This window comes from Bacteroides sp. AF25-38AC (assembly GCF_003602995.1).
GTDB lineage: Bacteria > Bacteroidota > Bacteroidia > Bacteroidales > Bacteroidaceae > Bacteroides > Bacteroides uniformis.
In genome coordinates this window covers 36,272-57,520 of sequence record NZ_QTMD01000023.1, presented here as the reverse complement: position 1 = coordinate 57,520, position 21,249 = coordinate 36,272, and the positions used below count along the sequence as shown (strand labels likewise).

At 47.8% G+C, this 21,249-nt stretch carries 14 protein-coding genes; 3 read left to right on the top strand and 11 right to left on the bottom strand.

What is annotated here, in order from left to right; translation table 11 throughout:
- Nucleotides 1-11: 11 nt before the first annotated feature.
- From DWY55_RS15320 to DWY55_RS15295, 6 genes are all read right to left on the bottom strand, one after another.
- Complete coding sequence (locus DWY55_RS15320; protein ID WP_057256486.1) at nucleotides 12-2,510, bottom strand: glycoside hydrolase family 31 protein; 2,499 nt, start codon at nucleotides 2,508-2,510, stop codon at nucleotides 12-14.
- A gap of 34 nt (nucleotides 2,511-2,544) precedes the next feature.
- Nucleotides 2,545-4,350 carry a glycoside hydrolase family 66 protein gene (locus DWY55_RS15315; RefSeq protein ID WP_117588859.1) on the bottom strand — a complete coding sequence of 602 codons (1,806 nt, stop codon included), beginning with the start codon at nucleotides 4,348-4,350 and terminating at the stop codon, nucleotides 2,545-2,547.
- Between the two features lie 13 nt (nucleotides 4,351-4,363).
- Nucleotides 4,364-5,860, bottom strand: coding sequence for a SusF/SusE family outer membrane protein (locus DWY55_RS15310; RefSeq protein WP_117588860.1), 1,497 nt, complete (start codon nucleotides 5,858-5,860; stop codon nucleotides 4,364-4,366).
- Nucleotides 5,861-5,879: 19 nt separating this feature from the next.
- Nucleotides 5,880-7,370: a RagB/SusD family nutrient uptake outer membrane protein gene (locus DWY55_RS15305; RefSeq protein ID WP_034523432.1), complete on the bottom strand. Its 1,491-nt coding sequence runs from the start codon at nucleotides 7,368-7,370 to the stop codon at nucleotides 5,880-5,882.
- Nucleotides 7,371-7,384: 14 nt separating this feature from the next.
- Nucleotides 7,385-10,387, bottom strand: a complete 3,003-nt coding sequence (locus DWY55_RS15300; protein ID WP_005827660.1) for a SusC/RagA family TonB-linked outer membrane protein — start codon at nucleotides 10,385-10,387, stop codon at nucleotides 7,385-7,387.
- 249 nt (nucleotides 10,388-10,636) lie between these two features.
- Complete coding sequence (locus tag DWY55_RS15295; protein ID WP_008664452.1) at nucleotides 10,637-12,295, bottom strand: DUF6377 domain-containing protein; 1,659 nt, start codon at nucleotides 12,293-12,295, stop codon at nucleotides 10,637-10,639.
- Between the two features lie 206 nt (nucleotides 12,296-12,501).
- Between DWY55_RS15295 and DWY55_RS15290 the strand changes: the two genes are divergently transcribed.
- The 3 genes from DWY55_RS15290 (at nucleotide 12,502) to DWY55_RS15280 (ending at nucleotide 14,994) form a co-directional block, all read left to right on the top strand.
- Complete coding sequence (locus DWY55_RS15290) at nucleotides 12,502-13,803, top strand: GNAT family N-acetyltransferase (RefSeq protein ID WP_117588861.1); 1,302 nt, start codon at nucleotides 12,502-12,504, stop codon at nucleotides 13,801-13,803.
- Between the two features lie 34 nt (nucleotides 13,804-13,837).
- Nucleotides 13,838-14,305 (top strand): hypothetical protein, encoded by a 468-nt coding sequence (locus tag DWY55_RS15285; protein WP_005827650.1) that lies wholly within the window; start codon nucleotides 13,838-13,840, stop codon nucleotides 14,303-14,305.
- Between the two features lie 245 nt (nucleotides 14,306-14,550).
- Entirely contained in the window at nucleotides 14,551-14,994 is a 444-nt protein-coding gene (locus DWY55_RS15280) for an Hsp20/alpha crystallin family protein (RefSeq protein WP_005827646.1), read from the top strand.
- Between the two features lie 80 nt (nucleotides 14,995-15,074).
- Here the strand turns inward: DWY55_RS15280 and DWY55_RS15275 are convergent, their stop codons facing one another.
- The 5 genes from DWY55_RS15275 to DWY55_RS15255 all read right to left on the bottom strand — a co-directional run bounded on the left by DWY55_RS15275 (nucleotide 15,075) and on the right by DWY55_RS15255 (nucleotide 21,228).
- Nucleotides 15,075-16,211, bottom strand: coding sequence for an acyltransferase family protein (locus tag DWY55_RS15275; RefSeq protein WP_057097884.1), 1,137 nt, complete (start codon nucleotides 16,209-16,211; stop codon nucleotides 15,075-15,077).
- A 312-nt stretch (nucleotides 16,212-16,523) separates the two neighbouring features.
- On the bottom strand, nucleotides 16,524-17,639 hold the full coding sequence (locus DWY55_RS15270) for an ABC transporter permease (protein ID WP_120178134.1): 1,116 nt from the start codon (nucleotides 17,637-17,639) through the stop codon (nucleotides 16,524-16,526).
- Between the two features lie 112 nt (nucleotides 17,640-17,751).
- On the bottom strand, nucleotides 17,752-18,855 hold the full coding sequence (locus tag DWY55_RS15265) for an ABC transporter permease (protein WP_005827637.1): 1,104 nt from the start codon (nucleotides 18,853-18,855) through the stop codon (nucleotides 17,752-17,754).
- Between the two features lie 47 nt (nucleotides 18,856-18,902).
- Nucleotides 18,903-20,360: an ATP-binding cassette domain-containing protein gene (locus DWY55_RS15260; protein WP_016273870.1), complete on the bottom strand. Its 1,458-nt coding sequence runs from the start codon at nucleotides 20,358-20,360 to the stop codon at nucleotides 18,903-18,905.
- Nucleotides 20,338-21,228 (bottom strand): HlyD family secretion protein, encoded by an 891-nt coding sequence (locus tag DWY55_RS15255; protein ID WP_009038348.1) that lies wholly within the window; start codon nucleotides 21,226-21,228, stop codon nucleotides 20,338-20,340. The genes DWY55_RS15260 and DWY55_RS15255 overlap by 23 nt, the downstream gene beginning before the upstream one ends.
- Nucleotides 21,229-21,249 lie beyond the last annotated feature (21 nt).

Below are 21,249 nucleotides of genomic sequence, written 5' to 3'. Positions count from 1 at the left end.
TGTTTTTTGTGTTAATAGATAAACTCAATGATATGTTCCTTTCCATCATCCGGCAACCTCAGCAGGCAAGTCCCCAGCTTCTTGTCAGGACACCAGGTAGTTATCGTAAACTCTGTCTCCCGATTTTCTTCCAGCTTTCCGACATTCGTTTTCTTGATTTTCTGACCGTCCAGCAAAGCTGTTCTCGGCATCTGTTCCGTATAGATGCAGAACATCAGGTTTCGTTGGCCGGGTAAGCTATATTTCTCACCAGTCCGTGTACCTACTTTCAGCGTATAGCCTTTGTCGGTAGTCTGGCAAGTAATAGGAGTGCGCATGAACTCTCCACGCAAATATCCTAAATCAGTTCCTGCATCTTCATAAAGCGAGAAGGTAGTTTCACTGCCCGCTGCAGCAGGAAATATCTCAAACGTAACCGGATAGACCGGTTTCTCATCCGTATAGTTCATGACCGGCATTTGAGGTATGATACTTCCCTGCTTTACAAACATAGGAATAGTATTGAGGGGAGCATCCACCGTCATCCATTGCTCACCGCTATATGCTGTGTGTTTGTTGTTGTAGTCAATCCAAGTTCCTTCAGGAAGATACACATTCTTGTTTCGCGCTCCTTTCTTTACCACCGGAGCAACCAGCAGTTCGCTGCCAAACATGAACTGGGCATCCGTAGAGAACGTTTCCATATCTGCCGGATATTCCAGAAACATCGGTCGCATGAGAGGCAACCCCGTTTCGTGTGCTTCGCGGGCATACGTATAGATATAAGGCAAAAGGCGATACTTCAATTCGATGGCCGCCTTGGCATTCTTCTCGGCCTCTTCGCCGAACAGCCACGGCTCCACAGCCACGTTGCCCTCATGATGAATGCGGCTCAGGGGATTGAAAGCGCCCATCTGTATCCACCGCGTATAAAGTTCAGCCATCGCAGGATAATCCTCTATATCTCCGCAATAACCGGTAATGTCACAAGTAGTAAAAGGAATAATTCCCAAACCGGCAGACAACAGTACCGGAATCTGATTGGCCATCTGTCCCCAACCCTGCGTCACGTCATCACCGTTTCCACAGTCACCGGTCCAGCCGAAGGTATAGCGTTGCAAGCCCGCAAAAGCGGCACGTGTCATCTGAAATACGCGACGGTTAGGATTCCGTTTTTCAAACTGCTCCTTCACCACCTTATCCCACGTAAGACCATAAACATTGTGAATCTCATCATGCATGCCCAAATGGTGTTTCATCACCAGGCGTTCCGTCTGCTCCTCATTGCTCCAGGCAGGTTCACCCATATCAGTCCAGAAACCGGCAATGCCATCATCAATGGGCTTCTGCTGATAAGCTCCCCACCAGTCTGCCACAGCAGGAAGGGTGAAGTCCACTACGCCACAATTACCACCCCAGGGCCAGGGCATGTCATAACTCCTGCCGTTGGTGGAGTCCTTTACCAGATACCCTAACCTATCAGCTTCCTCCCATTGCCGCTTATTGGCTTGTGAAATGACCGGATCTTGCGAAACCACCACCTTGAAGCCCATATCCTTGAGGTCTGCAAGCATCTTTTTCGGATTCTCGTAGTTCCCTTTCCGCCACTCAAAATCCTGCAAATACTGTGTCCAGCCTATGTCCTGGTAAATAACATCACAAGGAATTCCGCGCTTACGATAGCCTTCAGCTATTTCATAAGACAATTTCTCGCTCGTCAGCAGTCCCCGGCATTGTGCAAAGCCCAATGCCCATTTAGGAGGCATTATGGGTTTTCCCGTCAGGTCGACATATTGTTTCATGATTTCCTTATAATCCTTCCCGAAGATGAAATAATAAATCATCTCTCCCCCAGGAGCCTCGAAACTGTAGTAATCGCGGCTTTCCGTACCAAACTTAAATTCGGTCTTATACGTATTGTCCAGGAAAATACCATAACGATAACTGCTCATAAAGAACGGAATACTCTTGTAGAGCGGGTCCTCAACGGTACTATAACAAGGCTTGTCACTGTTCCACATCTTGTAGGCTTCGCCGCGACGGTCCAGCTTGCCGGTCTTTTCTCCCAAGCCGAAGAAGTGTTCGTCACGACGGAGGGTCTTGTATTCCAATTTGCGCTGCCCGTTACTGATATGCCCCTTATCGGCATAATCACTGAACAGCAGTTTCTGATACTTGTCGAATATCTGTAAGTTAAACGGAGACTTGTTTACCCGGATACGGAGTTTAGGGGTAAAAATCTCGTAGCAGGCATTCTGTTCGTCCACATGGACGGTACCGACATCCTCCAGGTCCTCATTGACGACGGCAAAGGAAGGATTACTCCGCTGGAAACTACCGTCGGGAGAAAACCATATACGTACCGTAGACTGGCTACACAGACGTAATTGTATGGCAGAACTGTCATTTAAATAGAAGGTCACACTGCGGTCGTCACTGGTATAGGAAGTGCAGTCTCCGGTGCGGTTCTGTGCATTCGCATATACTGAAAATGCACAGACGGCAAAAAATAAAAATATATATTTCTTCATTACTATAATCTGTTTGTTCCTTTATTGGATATTCTTATTCCATCACAAGCATGCTCCAGTACTTCAGCAAGGGCAAGGTAAAGGTAACCGTGCCGTCCTTCTGTTCGAATGACAGTTCCTGCGAAGCACCGGCATGGAAATCGGGCGATGCAACCCATATCTTGTTCACTTTACCGGAAACATTCATCTTCAACGGCACGTCGGACACCAGACGCGGTTCGGGCATTGTTCCGTTCAAATCCCTCCAGCTTAAGTTATCCGCATTGAGGAAGTTGAGCAGATGAATGACTTGCCTGCCATTTACATTCTTGGCATATACAGTGATGGCAGACTTCTGCGGCGGCCATGCATTCAGAGAAAGATTCCGCGCAGCATCCGTACAGTTCAGAGAAACGGAAATCTCCGCCTCCGTATCTTTATCACGAAGCAGGTTCTGATAAGCCGTCATAAAGTCATAATAACGAATCATGGCTGTTTTCAGTACATCGTTCATCTGCAAAGCCGTGCTTGGAAAGTACTCGCGGCATAGCATGTGGTCACCCAATTCCAAATGAGAGCCTCCCAAAGCAAATATCACAGCATCCGTCAGCAGCACACCCGGTGTATTGAACTCACCGGTACTGCTACCTGCCTTGTCATAGTTCATATATGCGGCAAACACCGTTTTCAAGGCATGGTTGCCATACTGGTCGTTCGCTTTGATAATGGTGTGCAGATCCTTGAAGCCTGCCTCATCGCCCCATACTTCATTATAAAGGAAATCCACTTTACCCGTACCAGCTATCTGGGAAGCTCCATAGCTGGAGACGGCATTCATCACCAAACGCTTGTCCGGATGCTTCTGTTTCATGGCTTCGATGAACGAGGCATATCCCTTAGGCAGATTTACCTTATTGCCATCATAGTCATAGCGGTCACCCCGGTTTCCCAGTTGGTCTATCTGATAACCGTCAAAGTCCAGATTGGCATAAATATCATCGTTTCTTTGGGCAATATATGCCTGCCATTCCGTATTGGCGGGATTGAGTAGGAAGATATTACTTTTCCAACTGGAGGGCAAGTCATGCGAATCCTTATCCATGCGTCCCGTGTTCTTGAATATGTACCATTCTTCCTTTACTCCGTCGGAAACGGCATCGTCCAAAGCTCCGAAACATAGATTGTAGAACATGGACTTCATGCCCAGGCTGTGTTGTGTAGAGATATACTTCTTCACTACCTCGGTATAGACCTCCCGGTTGGCAATGTCCTTATAGACCTCGTCCAGATGCTCACGCGTACCGCCCAACGGCCAATGATGCTTGTTGTGCCAATCCTGAAACTGTACCCCGTTAATGTGGCAACGGTTCAGGAAAGCCATCTCCTTCTCTATCACTCCATCCATCTTTTTCGAAGCATCAAAAGTGGCAACGAAACCATAACGTGGAAAACGTGTCCAGTCACTGGATACATCTACGGCAATAGTACCAAGAATAACCTCTGTTCCATTCTCTTTTGTACGGTATACATCCACCAGATAACCGGTATAATCGGTTGCCGGAGCAGTCCAAGTCCAAGTAGTACCGACAGCAGCCTGCTCCGATACAACCTTGTCCATTGTCCGGTAGCGGATTTTAGCTCCGGCAGGAAGGGCGTCAGCTGTAAAAGAAACACTCTCGCCCGGCCGGTAACATGCCTTGTCGGTAGTGAGATTGACCGTCAAGTCCGAGGTGACTGGGGTTACTTCCGTAACCCCTCCACTCTCTCCGCCTCCACCGGTACCGCTACCGGTATCATCACTCTCCTTGCTGCATGCAACCAGCAGCAAGGCTACCATTGTTGTATAAACTATCTTCTTCATCTATTGTAGATACCTATTGTTTCACGATTGAAATTGTCTCTTCCAGCTGATTCAAAGTAATCAGATAGGAACCTGCTGTCGTAATCTTCCACTTCTGGTCGATGCCGCCTACCATCACGTCCAGATATTGCGCTTTGAACGCTTCGTCTGATTTATCAAGGAAAAGCATCGGTTCTGTTTCTCCTGCAGGCTGTTTGTCTGCTACAGCCGGCATGAACCAGGCTCCATTCCAATCTTCCTGCTTATCACAAGTAAATTTCAACTCACCGGCATTCAGCGTACCTTTCCAAGTAAACACATACGGATTATCCGTTGTCTGCATCGGCGTAGCATCACCAATCGTCCAACCGGCCGGCGTAGCATCACCTACCATATAAATCATCTCATACGGAGTAAATTCGCTCATCATCATGCGTTCCTTACCACTACGGATATCCATGCAAATCTTGTAGGCCTTGCCGCATTCCCCGTCTTTCAGCACCCATTTATTGTCCGGGTCGAACCCTTTCACAAACACCACTTCTGTATCGGTATAAGCAGCATCGGCATTCTTGGCCTTATACATGTTCTCCCAACTTCCATCGGAGGTTCCGAACTTGAATTCCCCTCCTTTGCCCACTTCAAAGAACTTGCCGAAGCGGAACAAGTATGGATCGAGCACATCTTGTTTCATCTTCACGAATCCCCAATCCGTAGCGTTACCCACAAAATAAAGCTGGTCGTAGGCAGGTGCCAACGTCTCTGTCTGGGTCAATGTAAGAACACCGGTAAACAGATTGGCTTCGACGATGTAATTATGGTCTTCTTCGACAACAAAAGGTTCATCCGGCTGGTCATCACTGCTACGAAGAACCAGCAATCCATCTGTTCCTTTGTTGTAAGAGGGCAGGAATGAGCCTAAGGTCGTGATGAACTTAAATTCACCGGCCACAAGCCGGCCCGTCCATGTAAAGATACCATTGTCCTTGCGGGTCATCTCTGTCACATCATCGGCACTCCAGCCGCCCGGAGTGGCACTACCTATCAGATAAAGGGTGGATGTGAGCGGTTTATAGGCTGTAACACTGAAAGCAGTGGTAGACACCTGTTTTTCGTCCCGTTCTGTTACAGTAGCTGTCAAGCGCGCTTCCAACGAAATGTTCTCCCCGGCAGTTGCCCCAAAATGGTTGCGCAGGATGTCATTCAATTCCTCCACGCTCTTTTTCCATGAGTATTCTTGTACAGCATTCTCCACAGCTACATAAGAATCTGCAAAATCACTGCCGGTCTTGGTCAATTCCAGCGTATAGGAAATTTTATTACCCGTCCCATAATTGGTTCCCGTAGTCCAGGAAAGCTCCAGGGCATCATCGGCATGTGCCTGCTCATTCAAAACAACTTCCGTCTTGCTGGCCGTCAGTACAAGTTCATTCTGTCCTTTATCCAATTCCATGTAATCATCATCTACACAAGCAGATAAGGCTGCACAGCCCAGTAAGGCAAATACAAGGTGTGAAATATATTTCTTCATATTCTTCTGATTAAATTAATTAATAACCCGGGTTCTGCACCATTAAGGTATTAGCATCCATCTCCGTCTGCGGAATAGGGAACAGCAAGCGGTTCTTGTTCACGTTGCTCTTTCCAATGGAATGCAGGAATTTAATGGCATACTCTCCATTGTTGACACGAATCATGTCGAACCAGCGATGCCCTTCGAAAGCTAGTTCCATGCGGCGCTCATGGATAATCTTTTCACGCATGGTTTCCTGTGACAAGCCCGAAACCTCCGGCAGTCCGGCACGCTTACGTACAATATTCAAAGGCACGGCAGCCTGGTCAGGGCGTCCCATTTCATTCAAAGCTTCGGCCTTCTTCAGCAGGACGTCCGCATAACGATAAATCACGAAGTTGGCAGGATTGGTATTGTATTCCGGAGAAACCGTTTTCGACACCAGAAACTTGCGTACATTGTATCCCGTATTGGAATAAGAGCTTTTGTAAGCCTTACCGTCAAAATCCGGACATCCGGCATAAAGCACGGTCAAATCCTTACGTTTGTCACCGCTCTCATATTGACCCACAAATTCTTTTGTAGGCTGGTTCCAGCCATAACTGCCGGCAACAAAGTCCGAATTACGGGGACCCATGAAAGTAGAAAGCCAGGAAGACTGCGGATTGTTTCCCCAAAAATCATATTCCGTATTGCCCGAATACTGGACCTCGAACAAAGATTCCGGCCCGTTATTGACCAATGCATCGAAATTATCCTCATACTTGCAGGAAGAAAGGTCATACCCCAAATTTGTTATCTCATCACACAAATCAGACACCTCCTGATAATATTCCGTATGATTAGGAGCCAGCGTCAGATAAATATCTGCCAACATGGCTAAAGCTGCATCTTTGCAGGCACGTCCCACGTTCTCGTCGTCGTAAGAAGACTTGGCAGGAAGCAGGTCAACCGCATTCTTACAATCGGAAATTATCTGGGCATAAGTCTCTTCGACTGTAGCGCGTGCAATGTCTGTCGGTTCTCCCGGATTATAAGGAGCCAAACGCAGTGGAACACCACCGTACAGACGTACCAATACATAGTAATAATGTGCACGGAGAAAATAAGCCTCTCCCAGACAGCGGTTCTTGATTCTCTCTGACACGGCTTCAGCCTCCAGAAGACTATTCAACACAATGTTGCATTGTCCTATCCCCACCCAGGGAGAACGCCACATGTACAATGCCATGCCATTGTCGCTCTGCGTTATGAAGTTAGAAGCTTGTATCGTTTCAAGGCCGTCGGTACCGCCACCGGCACCCACCAAACTGTTACCCGCCACAATATCCAGTGTCCAGATACGCTGGTTGTACATATTGGAAGACTGAAGGGTGCGATAGCAGGCATTGGTCAGAGCAATGGCCACATCATCGGTCACCGTCGTTTCCGGGTCAACCGTATTTTTAGGAGACTTGTCCAGAAAGTCGTTGCAGGAAGCCAGCAGCAATACTGCCAGCATATATAGTAAATTTGTTATCTTTTTCATATCCGAGTCAATCATTAAAAGTTAAAGTTTAATCCTAAGCTGAACGTACGGGAAATGGGGTAACGGTTCTGGTCTATTCCGTTAATACCCACTTCAGGGTCGAAACCGGAATATCCGGTGATGGTAGCCACATTCTCACAAGATAGGGAAAGGCGTGCATTCTCAATCTGGGCTTTCTGTAACCACTGCTTCGGGAAAGTGTATGAGAGTGTGATATTCTTCAAACGCAGATAAGAACCATTCTCCACAAAGCGGTCTGACACGCGTGTATTCTGATTGGGGTCGCCGAACACGGCACGCGGCATCGAATTGCTGGTCCCCTCTCCTTGCCAACGCTTCAGTACGTCGGTAGTCTGGTTATAGGCAGCTGCCATACCGGTATTGTCGATATTGTTGGCATTGTATATCTTATTTCCGGCTATACCTTGTAAGAAAACAGAAAGTTCGAAACCCTTATAGGAAAGGCTATTGTTCATGGAGAACAGCCAACTTGGGTTCGGGTTACCGATGACGGTACGGTCACTATCATTGATGACACCATCGTTGTTCAAATCCCTGAAACGGATATCACCCGGCTCAGCTCCCGGCTGCACGGCATGTGTATTCACTTCAGACTGGTTCTGGAAGATTCCGTCCGTAACATAGCCGTAGAAGACATTAATGGGATAGTCCTTTGCCAGCATCGTTACATAGGAGTTATTGATTTGGTTAATGTAATAAGGAACGTCGCTGTTCAAATCCTTAATTTTATTCTTATTGTAAGTGGCGGTCAGGTTCGTTTCCCATCCCAGTTCACCGGTAAGATTGATGGTATGCAGACTCATTTCAATACCTTGATTACGTACTTTTCCGGCATTGGTATACGTGGTTGTAGTATCTTCAAATCCCGATGTGATGGGGATAGACGCCTTTACCAGCATGTCTCTCGTCTCCTTCAGATAAGCATCGAACGAGAACATAACGCGTGAATTGAACAGTGAGGCATCAAAACCGATGTTGGTTTGTGCCACCTCTTCCCAATGGATATACGGGTTGGCGAGAGTAGAAGAAACCAGCGCTGTCTGATTGCCGCTCGAAATGCCGAAAGGATATACACTAGTATTGTAGGATGCCAGATAGCTGTAGTTTCCAACACTTGCCTGGCTACCGGTCACACCGTATCCCGCACGCACTTTCAGGTCATTGATATAGTCGTTTTTTGGAAACCACTTTTCCTGAGAGGCACGCCATGCCACAGATACGGAAGGGAAAGTACCCCAGCGATGTTTCTTACCGAAACGGCTGGAACCGTCACGACGAATGGTTGCAGTCAGCAAATAGCGGTCTTCGTAAGAGTAGTTGACACGTGCCATGTAAGAGAGCAATGCCCACTCTGTCTCGTTTCCACCGATGGCATACATTTCCTCGCCATTATCCATTTCGTGCACATTGTCGAACATAAACACATTCTTCTGCGCATTCAGGTAGTCGTTGGTGTTCCATTGGGCAGACATACCGGCCATCAATCCCACACGATGTTTTTCTGCAAAAGTATGGTCGAATAGGAAATAGTTGTCCCACAAATAAGTGAACGACTTGTTATCGCTCTTATAACGTGAAGTCTCCTCTGTGGGAGTGGGTTTCCAGTTATACTTGGGGGTAAAGTTGTCTATGAACCAGAATTTGGCATCGTAGCCGAAAGTACTTTTAAACTTAAGCCATTTGGTAAAAGTAAGTTCTGCCGTCAAGTTGGCCAGGAAGTTATATCCATCAGTCTGACTCTTGTTCAGTTCCGTCGGTCCAATGGGGTTGCGCGTGCTGCCATACCATTCCGAGTTACCATCAGGGCCACTCCAACTGCCATCTTCATTCTTCACCGGATAAATGGGGAGCGCTTTCAGCGCATCACCTATATTATAGCTGCCCGACTTCTTCGTATCGGCACTGAACGTAATGTTATTGGAGAACTTCAACCATTTCAAGACTTGCGCATCACTGTTGGACTGGAATGTGAAGCGACGGTAATTCACACTCTTCACGATACCGGACTGATCCAGAAAACCACCGGACACATAATAATGGGATTTCTCGTTACCGCCGGAATAACTTACCGTATAGTTCTGCATCACACCCGTACGGAGCAATTCATCCATCCAGTCGGTACCTGCACCCAATTCAGAAGGATTGGCCCATTCCGGATTAGGATTGCGTCCACTGTTCACCATCATGTCATTACTCAACTCGGCATACTGCGCCGCGTTCAATAAAGAAGGTACGTTCGTAGCATTCTGGAAAGAGTAATTGGCAGATACAGCAAGTTTTCCTTTTCCTTCCGTACCGCGTTTGGTGGTAATCATCACAACTCCATTAGCTCCCCGGGAACCGTAGATGGCTGTGGCCGAAGCATCCTTCAATACATCCAAACGTTCCACATCGGCCATATTTAAGGAAGACAAGCCCAAGTCGGTAGGCACTCCGTCAATCACGACCAGCGGGTCGCAGTTGTTGATAGAACCCAAACCACGAATCTTGATGGATACATTGTCTCCCGGTTTACCGGCATCTACAATCTGCACACCTGAGATTTTTCCCTGGATGGCTTGTCCCAAATTGGATACGGGGGAATCCTTGATATCCTTGTTACCGATGGAGGACACTGCTCCTGTAAGGTCGCTTTTCTTCATGGTGCCATACCCTATCACCACCACTTCATCCAGCATTTCGGCATCTTCAGACAAAACTACCTGAAGCTGTTTCTGTCCCTTCACCTGCACCTCTTGAGTCTTATAGCCTACAAATGAAACGACAAGAGTACCGTTCGGAGACATGTTCAAAGAGAAATCACCGTCAATACCGGTTATTGTCCCATTTGTGGTTCCTTTTTCCATTACACTGGCGCCAATAACCGTTTCACCGGTCTGGTCTTTCACTACACCTTGTACTGTAATTTGCTGTGCGAACATGCACATCGGAAGTAACATTCCTATCAGACAAACCATCATCCGTAGCCTGCTGATTGGCATTTTGTACTTTTGCATAATATAAGAATTTAAAGTTAATAATAAAAACATAAATCACATGTGTCACTCTTTCCGAAGAGGAACAATGCAAATGTATCAGATAAGAGAAGCCAATAGTGGAGGAAAGAGTAAAAAAGTAGTGGTTTACATCATTCAAAAAGGCTTAAACCACTATATACCAATAATATATAAAATTATTACCCAACTAAAAAAGTAGTGAAAATATAAGCGTAAAAGAGACACTTCCAAGCTTCAAAACCCCTATTCTCAGTTCTTCGACTTGCCAATTGTCATCACTTCCTGTTCCAACAAGTCGCGGTCACCGGCAGCCTTGTTGCGAACCTTCGTACGATAGTTATAAATGGTGGTAACAGAATACCGAAGGAACTGGGCTATCTTCACGCTGTCAGTAATACCCAAACGTATCAATGCAAAGATGCGCAACTCTGTATTCATCCGTTCGCCGGCTTTCAAGGATATTTGCTCATCATCGGCAAGCAGGGCATTGAAGTCTTCTACAAAAGTAGGAAACAGCTGCAGGAAGGTATTATCAAAGTTGGTATAGAATTCCTTTAATTCCCCCTCTATGAATTTAGAAGACTTGATGTTCTTGTAGAGTTCCTCCACATTTCCGGTAGCGGCAATCTTTCCCAGCGACCGGCGGTAATTGTCCATCTTTTCCAAATAGACCGAGCACTGGTCCATATAACGGCCGATATACTCCTCCTTCAGATAGGAGTTTTCGGCAATGCTGTGGTTGGCCTCCTTGAGTTGTGCATTGGAAAGGTGAAGCTCATCATTCAGCTCCTTCAACCGTTTGTTGGCGTCAATCACTTCCCTGCGGGCGGCAGCCACTTTCTTCATCTGCTTGTATACATAAAATATGGCAAGCAACAGAAAAAGTGAAAGCAGGCTGATAGATACCAGTGCCCATTTCATCTGCTCCTGCTGCTTCTCCGTCTTTTGCTGGTAAGCATCATTAATGATAGGAAAGATTTCCAGAATCTCCAGCTTGCGCAACCGGGCATTGCAGGCGGCTGCATCTTCCATACATATCTTTACATAAGAATAGGCACGCTCGATGTCTCCTTCCTGGTAAAGCAGTACGGCGAGCTTGCGTAAAGAGATATATTCACGGACAGCGGTTTTCATATCCGCCATAGCAGAAACAATCAGGTATTCCTTTTCCTTCTCTTTGTCCCCTTTCAGCCGGTAAGACTCTGATAAAGTATAGGCACAAATCGCAACGTCGTGTTCATAGTCCTTCTGCAGCGCCAGATAATCCGTCAGCAAACGGATGGCCTTGTCATATTCATTGCGTACATTATACTGGTCGGACTGAATCAAGGTATGTATCAGAAGATTATCTTTATTGACCAACAGCAACGAATCACGATATTTGTCCGTAAGCTCCGTATAAAGCTTCTTTTCATATGCCGTCACGGCATAATCGGCCATAAGGCCATAGACCGTACGGTAGATATGGTAATAATATGGATGGATATCCACCGGTAACCGGTCTATATGGATATTCCGCATCAAATCCATAACTTCCTTATACATACCGGTCATTCCCAAAACATCTGCTTTATTCATGCGGGCATTGTCTATGTATTCCCGGTTTCCAAGACGTATGGCTATCTGTTCCCTTTCCTCGGCCATGTGCAATGCAGAATCCGTATTGAACGAACGGTACTCATCCAGCAATGTGCCAAGAATGGCAAAACGTTCTTCATCCGGTATCTGCCGATGCAACTGTCTTTTCAGTTCCACCAGTTTCAGCTCTTTCTGCTCCATGTATATGGGACGCTCCTTTATCGCCTGGTCCAGTTTCAGCAGCAAAGAATCCGCCCGGCTGCTGTCTGCAGCATGAAGGCGGCACATACAGATGGTACAAAGACACAAGAATATGATTATATTTTTCATCCGGCTTTCCGATTAGTTAAAGGCAATACTTTTTGAGAATCCTCATGCAAAAGTAATTAAAATACCATAAAAACCTATTCTACTATCATTAAAAGCTCGAAAGCAGAGTGATAAAAAGGCATACTGCAAGCAAAAGAATCAAAATATTGAATTACCTTTACGGAAAATCCAAAGAAAGACCATATCATAAATATCATCCGAGCATCATGGATATACACACATTTATTGCCAATTATCAGGAAGCTTTCGGCCAACACGCCGAACTCCCCATCGCCTTTTGGTATTCAGACCGAATGGGGGCATCTACAGAGAAAGTAACCGGTTGTCTCTTCAAATGCATGAAACAAGTCAGAGACGGCAAAATCGTCAGTCTCAGCAACAAAACAATTACCTGCGGAGGAGGCAAGTTCTATACCGGATTTACTGAAATGCCCGAGCGCGTCCCGGGGTTTGTCTCTTTGAAAGAGAAATACAAGAAGACTCCCGAAATGGTGGTAGATTTTGTCAATGAGCTACAGATTTCCAGAACTGACAAAGCCTATCTGCATTTTGCCCGCATAGACAAGATACCTTCCTTTGATGAAGTGGAAGGACTGCTGTTCCTGCCAACTCCCGACATTCTATCCGGACTGGCGACATGGACCTTCTTCGACAACAATGCATCGGATGCCGTAGCAGCCCCATTCGGCTCCGGCTGCTGTTCCGTCATTACCCAAACCATCATTGAAAACCGGAAACAAGGGAAACGTACTTTCCTGGGATTCTTCGACCCCTCCGTCCGCCCATACTTCGAAGCGGACTTATTGAGCTTCACTATCCCCATGTCCCGATTCAAGGAAATGTATCACACCATGCGCGAAAGCTGTCTGTTCGATACACATGCCTGGGGAAAAATCAAGGAAAGGATACAGCTGTCCCAATCAGGAGACGTACATATCCTCCCCTCTCCCATTTCCTTCCCCATCCTTCCGGACATTTATCTGCAGGAAATCAGAATAGAAGATGCCGCAGCCATCTACCATGCCATCGACACACACCGGGACTACTTAAGAACATGGCTGCCATTTGTGGATAATATGCGCACAATAGCTGATGAAGAAGCTTTTTTACGTCAGGTATTATCTGCTCCTGCCGAACGAAATGAGCCAATATTCGGTATTTGGAACCAACAACATGAAATCTGCGGACTGATAGGTTTCCATTTCTCCGATTTCGACAACCACCGTACAGAACTCGGCTATTGGCTACTGCCGGAATACCAGCATCGGGGCATCATTACTGAAAGTGTCCGCAAGCTGTGTCTGTGGGCCGTACAAGAAAAAGAGATAAAGCGGATACAAATTCGCTGTGCCGTGGGCAATGCAGCCAGTAACGCCGTACCGGTTCGCCTCGGTTTCGTCCATGAGGGAACAGAACGTTGCGGAGAACTGCTGGCTTCTGGAGAATATACAGATATACATATATACAGCATCCTGAAAGAAGAAGTGCTGGCCAACCTCAAACGATAAAATATCAAATATATATCAACTATTGAAATTATACATGGAACAACAACCTCATCTCAATGACCACAACAAGCAGGAGTACCCTCCTATGCACACCACGGAGCACATCATCAACCAGACCATGATAAGGTTATTCGGTTGCGGCCGCTCCATATCAGCACACATAGAACGGAAGAAGAGCAAGCTGGACTATCTCCTTGCCGCCTGCCCCACAGAAGAAGAAATAAAGAAGCTGGAAGAGGCCGTAAACGAGGTAATCGCCCGACAGCTGCCCGTCACAACAGAATTCATTACGCAAGAGGAAGCGCAAGGACGTTTCGACTTGGAACGCCTGCCCGATGGTGCTTCGGAAACGGTACGTGTCGTGAAAGTAGGCGATTACGACGAATGCCTCTGCATCGGAGTACATGTGGAGAATACATCAGAAATCGGAACCTTCAAAATCATCAGTCACGATTGGGACGAAGAAGCCAAGCGTTGGAGAATGCGTTTTAAATTAGTCTGAAAATCTATCAATTTTTAATAAATAAGATAGCAAAATGGCATTAAACAAGCAAATAAGTCAGTTTTTCAATGACAAATAGTCAATAAAGTCAGTGAAAACTGGTTGGCATAAGGTTTGCAATATTGTTAGCGAACGACGGTTCAAGAAACGGATGGTGAAAACCCAAAAGGCAGACACCCGAAGACAAAGAACCGGAGTTCAAAACTAAACAGCATGTTTAACTTAAACAATAGGAGACTATAACTATGATGCCTGTAAGAAGAAACCAAAATTGGTTACCGAGTATTTTTAATGATTTCTTTGACAATGATTGGATGGTAAAAGCAAATGCCACCGCCCCTGCCATCAACGTATTCGAAACAGCAAAAGAGTACAAAGTTGAATTGGCTGCTCCCGGTATGACAAAAGAAGACTTCAACGTTCACATCGATGAAGAAAACAATCTGGTCATCAGCATGGAAAAGAAAACAGAAAGCAAGGAAGAGAACAACAAGGACGAAAAGAAGGAAGGCCGCTACTTGCGCCGCGAATTCTCATACACCAAGTTCCAGCAAACCATGATTCTTCCGGACGATGTCGATAAGGAAAAGATTGGCGCCCATGTAGAAAACGGCGTGTTGAACATTACATTGCCTAAGTTTACAGAAGCAGAAAAAGAAAAGGCCAAGAAATTCATCGACGTAAAATAACGCCCGGCCATTAAAAAGAAAATCTCCCGCTGCACAAGATAATGCAACGGGAGATTTTTTATATCCATAGCCATACGGAACTATTTCTTCTTCCCTTTCAGAAAACGGTCTGTCAGCCACTTGCGCACCGGTTCGTCGTACAGTTTCAAACAAGCATAAGCAAGGACAACGGCTCCCACGAAAGTAAGTATCATATAAGGGATACCTTCCGCCATTGTAGCGTTATTGTTGCATACCCAAGCCGTATAAGTATATACCAGCGGATAATGGGTGATATAAATCGGATAGGAAATATCTCCCAGGAACTTGCATACGGCAGTAGAGCGCTTACCGGTCACCTTGCCGCCCGCTCCCATCGAAACAATGACCGGGAAGATGCAGATAATACAGAAAGCCTCGTAAAGCCCGTTCATCCAGTAACCATCCTCACCTCCGATACGGGGAATGGAAAGAACCACCACAATCAGCAGGCTGCACCACCAGAAAGCACGCTTTTCAAGCCGTATCAGCCAGCCGAGGCGTGACAGAAGCAATCCGCCGAAGAACGGATACATCAGCCGGACCATACCCACATACTGCTGTTCCCAGTTCAAGGCCCAACCACCCACAATATCGCCGGCAGGAGCAGTCAGACAACGGTACACCGTAAAACACCCTGCCACAAATACCAGCACCGACAGGGCCACCTTATTGAACTTGCGTACAAACAACGCATACAGGATATTACCGATATATTCATAATAGAGCGACCATGCCGGGCCATTCAACGGATGCATTTCCGTCCAGCCGCGAATGTCGAACTTCAGCGGAAGAGGAAGCAAGGTACAGCCCAGCAACATCACCAGCAGCATTGTTCCGATGGACGTATTCTCGATAGGTGGAAAACAAGACGACTCCTGAAAATAGAAAAAGGCAGCGCCCACAATGCTTCCCATAATCACCATAGGATGCAGGCGGATGATACGGCGTTTGAAGAAAGTGCCCACGGTCATCCGGTTCCAACGGTCATCATAAGCATAGCCGATAACAAAACCGGAAAGCATGAAGAAGAAATCCACTGCCAGATAACCATGATTGATAATTTGAGTAAGATGGCTGCCACCTGCATGTGCTTCAAAAAGATGGAAGATAATAACCATGACAGCCGCCACGCCACGAAGTCCGTCAAGAATCTCATAATGCGGTTTCGAGGCAAGATAAGTAGTTCGTGTATTCATTTTGGTATAAGATATTTATTTATTCGCGTGCAAAGATAAGAGTTTTTTCCAATAAGGGAACTGATAGATATCATATAAACTCTATCAATTAATTGACAAGTATAACAGTTGTCTTTATCATTAGATACATATCACTACTTGCACCTTTTTTTCCGCACAAAAAACAGCTTTTATTATCCATAATAAAAGGGCTACACCTTTTCCTTCTCATGGTGTAGCCTTAAACACAAAAGGGTGTAGCTATCCAAGGCAAATGGTGTAGCCCTTCTTCAAAAAAGAGAGCCAAATAGGATAATAATAAAGAAAAATCAGTTAACTACTTTTCTTATAACTTTTTACCGCCCACAGATTGAAGACCAATGCAAAGACCAACACGGCTCCCAGTTGCGGAAGCAGTTCGACAAATCCGCCGCCACGGAGATAGATGGTACGCATCGCCTCCACAAAATAGCGTAGCGGATTGATGCACGTAATCCATTGCGCCCACTCAGGCATACTGTGGATAGGGGTGAAAAGACCACTCATCAGAATAAGGATAAGCATGAAGAACCACATGACAAACATGGCCTGCTGCAACGTGGTCGAATGATTGGATATGACCAGCCCGAACCCCGACACCACCGGTAGAAAAAACAGCGCCATGCCGTAGATAGTGAGGAAATGTCCCGCCGGCAGAATGCCGTAAAGTACCCATGCCAGAACGAAACAGATGGTCAGCACCACAAAACCTATCAGCCAGTAAGGTATCAGCTTGGCGGCAATGAAAGTGAACTTGCCGACGGGGGTGACATTTATCTGCTCGATGGTGCCCACCTCCTTCTCGCCCACCACATTGAGGGCAGGGAGAAAACCGCAAATCAGCGTCAGCAGCATCACCATGAGGGCAGGAATCATGAAAAGCTTGTAGTTCAGCGTGGGGTTGTAAAGGTTCTGCGTAGTGATGTCCACCCGGGAAAGCGGCTTCCCGGCAAGCCCTTGCGAAGACGACTCCGAACCCAGTTCACAGGTATAGTCACTGATGATGGAAGACAAGTAGGATCCTCCCAGACTGCCCTTCGTGCCGTTCACGGCATTGGCCGCCACCAGCAGGCGGGGCGCCTCTCCCTTCACCCAATCCTTTTCGAAATCACGGGGAATCTCCAGCACGACATCTGCCGAACCTGCTTCAATGGCCAGCAAAGCCTCATCATATGTATCGGGAAGCGCTGTCAGGCGGAAATAAGTGGATGCACCGATTTTATCTACCAGACGGCGAGACAAGACGCTGTGGTCATTGTCCACTATATTCAGATTGATGTTCTTTATCTCCAGATTGGCGGCCCAGGGCATCAGTATCATAATCATGCACGGGAAAATGAAAATCAGCTTGGGCAGGAAGGAGTTGCGGAACAACTGCTTGAATTCCTTTTCAATGAGAAACTTTATCATAAGACGATATTTTAAAGATTTTAGACATAAGAACAAAAGAACAGATTTCCCGTATCCTTTTGTCCTTATGTTCTTCTGCCTGAATAATTAATATAAAATTCATATCCGCTCTTTACTCAAGCCGATGCTTGAATTTCTTGAAACTCACCGTTATCAGCAATACCGCCATCGTGGCAAGTATGCCGACCTCCATCAGCACAAGCGAAACATCCACTCCCTCAATCATCAGCTTACGCACCGCCTGGATATACCAGCGTGCAGGAAGCACAGCTGAAATGGCCTGCAAGATAACGGGCATACTCTCAATGGGGAATATCATGCCCGAAAGCAACATGGTGGGCATCATCAGCATCAGTCCGGACACCAGCATGGCGGCAACCTGCGTCCGGGTGACCGTGGAAATCAGCAGCCCCAGCGCCAGGGAGACAAAGATGAATAGCAGCGACACCACCACCAGCCAGAACAAGCTGCCCGCCACGGGAACATTGAGCACATAGACCGAAAGCAGAAGAATGGTGGTCAAGTTGACAAACGACAGCACAAAATAGGGCACCGCCTTTGCCAGAATGATGAAAAGCGGTTTGACGGGAGAAACCAGCAGGACCTCCATCGTCCCCTTCTCCTTCTCGCGCACAATGGAGATGGAGGTCATCATGGCGCAAATCAGCATCAGAATAAGCCCCATGACACCCGGCACGAAGTTGTAGGCACTCTTCATCTGCGGATTGTACAGCAGCTTGAGCTGGGGTACAATGGCAGCGGCATGCACTCCCGGCGGAAGCATCTCCTGCCCGGCAGAGGAGATGATGTTTGCGGCATAGCCTGCCTGCATAGTCGCCATATTGGGGTCTGTGGCGTCGGAGACAAGCTGCACGCGCGCCTCGCCGGTATAAAGCTTGTCCGAGAAACGCTCGCTGAAAACAAGCGCCATGTCAATCTCCCCTCTTCCGAAAGAAGCCTCCATATCGGCGGGAGAATGCAGGCGGCGGATGACGGTGAAGTATTCGCTTGCATCCATGCGGTCGATGATACGGCGGGTAACTACGTCATTCGACGGGTCGAGCACCGCCACACGCACGTTCTTCACCTCGGTGGTGATGGCAAAACCGAAAAGGATTATCTGCACGATGGGCATGCCCAGCAGAATCAGCATCGTGCGCCGGTCGCGGAAGATATGGAAGAACTCTTTTCGGATGAAAGATATGAATTGTTTCATTGTCTATATTTATATTTAGGCTCGGATAATGCGGATTTCACGGATTTTCAGTCGGCGGTTCGCACAGCTTGACGAGCCAGTTGTTGGAATACATCGTCCATCGTAGTGGCATTGAACTGCCGTTTCAGCTCCCCGGGAGTGTCGAGTGCACGGATGACGCCGTCTACCATGATGGAGATGCGGTCGCAATACTCCGCCTCGTCCATAAAGTGGGTGGTGACAAAGACGGTGATGCCCTCGTCGGCAGCCTGGTAAATCAGCTCCCAGAACTGGCGGCGCGTGGCAGGGTCCACCCCACCCGTAGGCTCATCCAGAAAGACAATCTTGGGACGGTGGAAGATGGAGACGGAGAAGGCCAGCTTCTGCTTCCAGCCCAGCGGAAGGCTTTTCACCAGTGTATCCCGTTCCTTTTCCAGCCCGAGGCGGAGGAGCAGCTCATCCGTCTTGGGGGCAATCTCCGCTTCGGGGATGCCGTAGATACCGGCAAAGAGGCGGATATTCTCCCACACCTTGAGGTCTTCGTAAAGGGAAAATTTCTGGCTCATGTAGCCGATGTTCTTCTTCACTTCTTCGGGTTGGGAAGCCACATCGAAACCTGCCACACATGCCTTGCCGCCGGTGGGGCGGCTAAGTCCCGTAAGCATGCGCATGGCGGTGGTCTTGCCTGCCCCGTTGGCTCCCAGGAAACCGAAAATCTCGCCCCGATGGACTTGGAAGGAGATGTGGTCTACAGCGGTGAAATTACCGAACCGCTTGGTCAACCCTTCCACCTCAATCACCTTGTTTTCGTGGTTTTCCACCCGTTCGTGCTGTAAGCCCGGAGGGCAGAGGATGCCCGCAAAGCGTGTCAGGATACGGTCGGGGGTATCGATGCCTTTTATCTCTCCTTCGTTGATGAAGGCGATGCGGTCGCATTGGCGCGCTTCGTCGATGATGGGGGTGGAAGCAATGATGGTGATACCCTGCTCCTTCAGTCGGCGAAGCATTCCCCAGAATTCCTTGCGGGACACGGGGTCGACGCCCGTAGTGGGTTCGTCCAGAAAGAGGACATCCGGTTTATGGATAAGGGCACAGCTAAGGGCGAGTTTCTGCTTCATGCCGCCGGACAACGCTCCGGCGCGGCGCTTGCGGAAAGGTTCTATCTGCCGGTAAATGTCGCGCACCAAATCATAATTCTCCTCGATGGTGGTGTGGAAGACGGTGGCGAAGAAATTGAGATTCTCCTCCACCGTCAAGTCCGGATAGAGGGAGAAGCGTCCGGGCATATACCCCACCCGCCTGCGGATGGCTTTGTAGTCCTTCACCACATCCAGACCGCAGACCGAAGCCGAGCCTCCGTCGGCAAGCAGCAAAGTGGTGAGGATGCGGAAAAGCGATGTCTTGCCCGCACCGTCCGGCCCGATGATGCCGAAAAGCTCACCGGGAGCCACTGACAGAGAGACACCCCGCAGGGCTTCCACGCTGCCGTAACGTTTGGAGATATTAGTTAAAGTTACAGCCTCCATACATTCCTATTTTCAGCATCCCGTCATTCTTCACGGCAATCTTTACAGCATAGACCAGATTGGCGCGCTCGTCTTTCGTCAGGATAGTTTTTGGAGTGAACTCGGACGTATCGGAAATCCAGGTGACGATGCCGGGGTATTCTTTCCGCACTTCCTTTCCATAATCCGCATAAACCTTCACTTGCTGCCCCAGCTTGATTTCGGCAAGCTGCTCGGAGGTGATGTAGGCACGGAGGTAAATCTGCTCCATATCCGCCACTTTGAAAAGAGGGGTGCCGGGAGCAGCCAGTTCTCCGGCTTCGGCATATTGGGCAAGGACGGTTCCCGTCAGCGGAGAGGTGATGTGGCATTTGCGCAACTGGTCTTCTATCTGCGCCACCTGGATGCCGACAGAGGAACTTTGCCACGTCAGGCTCCGGTCACTGTTGCGCAGGGTGGAGTTCTGTGCGTCGAGCTGCTTGCGGAGGACTTCGAGAAGGGACTCGGCATCATCCAGTTGCTTCTGGTTGGCGGCACCCACACGGAGCAGGTTGGACACACGGTCGCGCTCGCGCCGTGCCTGCACAATCTGTTCCTGAGTGGCGGCTACTTGCTTCAGGATATCAGGCCGCTGGCCTTCCACGGACTTGACACTGGCCTCCAACTGGAGTTTCTTCAGATAGAGTTGGACGGTATCTATAATGCCTACCTCCTGCCCGTCTTTCAGTGTCGTGCCTTCCTCGATGTCGAAACTCAGCAATTTTCCAGACGCCTCGGCAGAAACGATGACTTCGGTAGCCTCGAACGTTCCCGTCGCATCATATTTCGGAGTACCGCCGGTACAGGCGGCAAGGAGAAATAAAAAAGGAAATAATTTCAATGATTTCATACTATTTCAAGTTATAAATTA

What these genes read in the sequence shown, in the direction of transcription:
- DWY55_RS15320 (WP_057256486.1), bottom strand. Translation starts at nt 2,510, where the DNA reads ATGAAGAAATATATATTTTTATTTTTTGCCGTCTGTGCATTTTCAGTA.
- DWY55_RS15315 (WP_117588859.1), bottom strand. Translation starts at nt 4,350, where the DNA reads ATGAAGAAGATAGTTTATACAACAATGGTAGCCTTGCTGCTGGTTGCA.
- DWY55_RS15310 (WP_117588860.1), bottom strand. Translation starts at nt 5,860, where the DNA reads ATGAAGAAATATATTTCACACCTTGTATTTGCCTTACTGGGCTGTGCA.
- DWY55_RS15305 (WP_034523432.1), bottom strand. Translation starts at nt 7,370, where the DNA reads ATGAAAAAGATAACAAATTTACTATATATGCTGGCAGTATTGCTGCTG.
- DWY55_RS15300 (WP_005827660.1), bottom strand. Translation starts at nt 10,387, where the DNA reads ATGCAAAAGTACAAAATGCCAATCAGCAGGCTACGGATGATGGTTTGT.
- DWY55_RS15295 (WP_008664452.1), bottom strand. Translation starts at nt 12,295, where the DNA reads ATGAAAAATATAATCATATTCTTGTGTCTTTGTACCATCTGTATGTGC.
- DWY55_RS15290 (WP_117588861.1), top strand. Translation starts at nt 12,502, where the DNA reads ATGGATATACACACATTTATTGCCAATTATCAGGAAGCTTTCGGCCAA.
- DWY55_RS15285 (WP_005827650.1), top strand. Translation starts at nt 13,838, where the DNA reads ATGGAACAACAACCTCATCTCAATGACCACAACAAGCAGGAGTACCCT.
- DWY55_RS15280 (WP_005827646.1), top strand. Translation starts at nt 14,551, where the DNA reads ATGATGCCTGTAAGAAGAAACCAAAATTGGTTACCGAGTATTTTTAAT.
- DWY55_RS15275 (WP_057097884.1), bottom strand. Translation starts at nt 16,211, where the DNA reads ATGAATACACGAACTACTTATCTTGCCTCGAAACCGCATTATGAGATT.
- DWY55_RS15270 (WP_120178134.1), bottom strand. Translation starts at nt 17,639, where the DNA reads ATGATAAAGTTTCTCATTGAAAAGGAATTCAAGCAGTTGTTCCGCAAC.
- DWY55_RS15265 (WP_005827637.1), bottom strand. Translation starts at nt 18,855, where the DNA reads ATGAAACAATTCATATCTTTCATCCGAAAAGAGTTCTTCCATATCTTC.
- DWY55_RS15260 (WP_016273870.1), bottom strand. Translation starts at nt 20,360, where the DNA reads ATGGAGGCTGTAACTTTAACTAATATCTCCAAACGTTACGGCAGCGTG.
- DWY55_RS15255 (WP_009038348.1), bottom strand. Translation starts at nt 21,228, where the DNA reads ATGAAATCATTGAAATTATTTCCTTTTTTATTTCTCCTTGCCGCCTGT.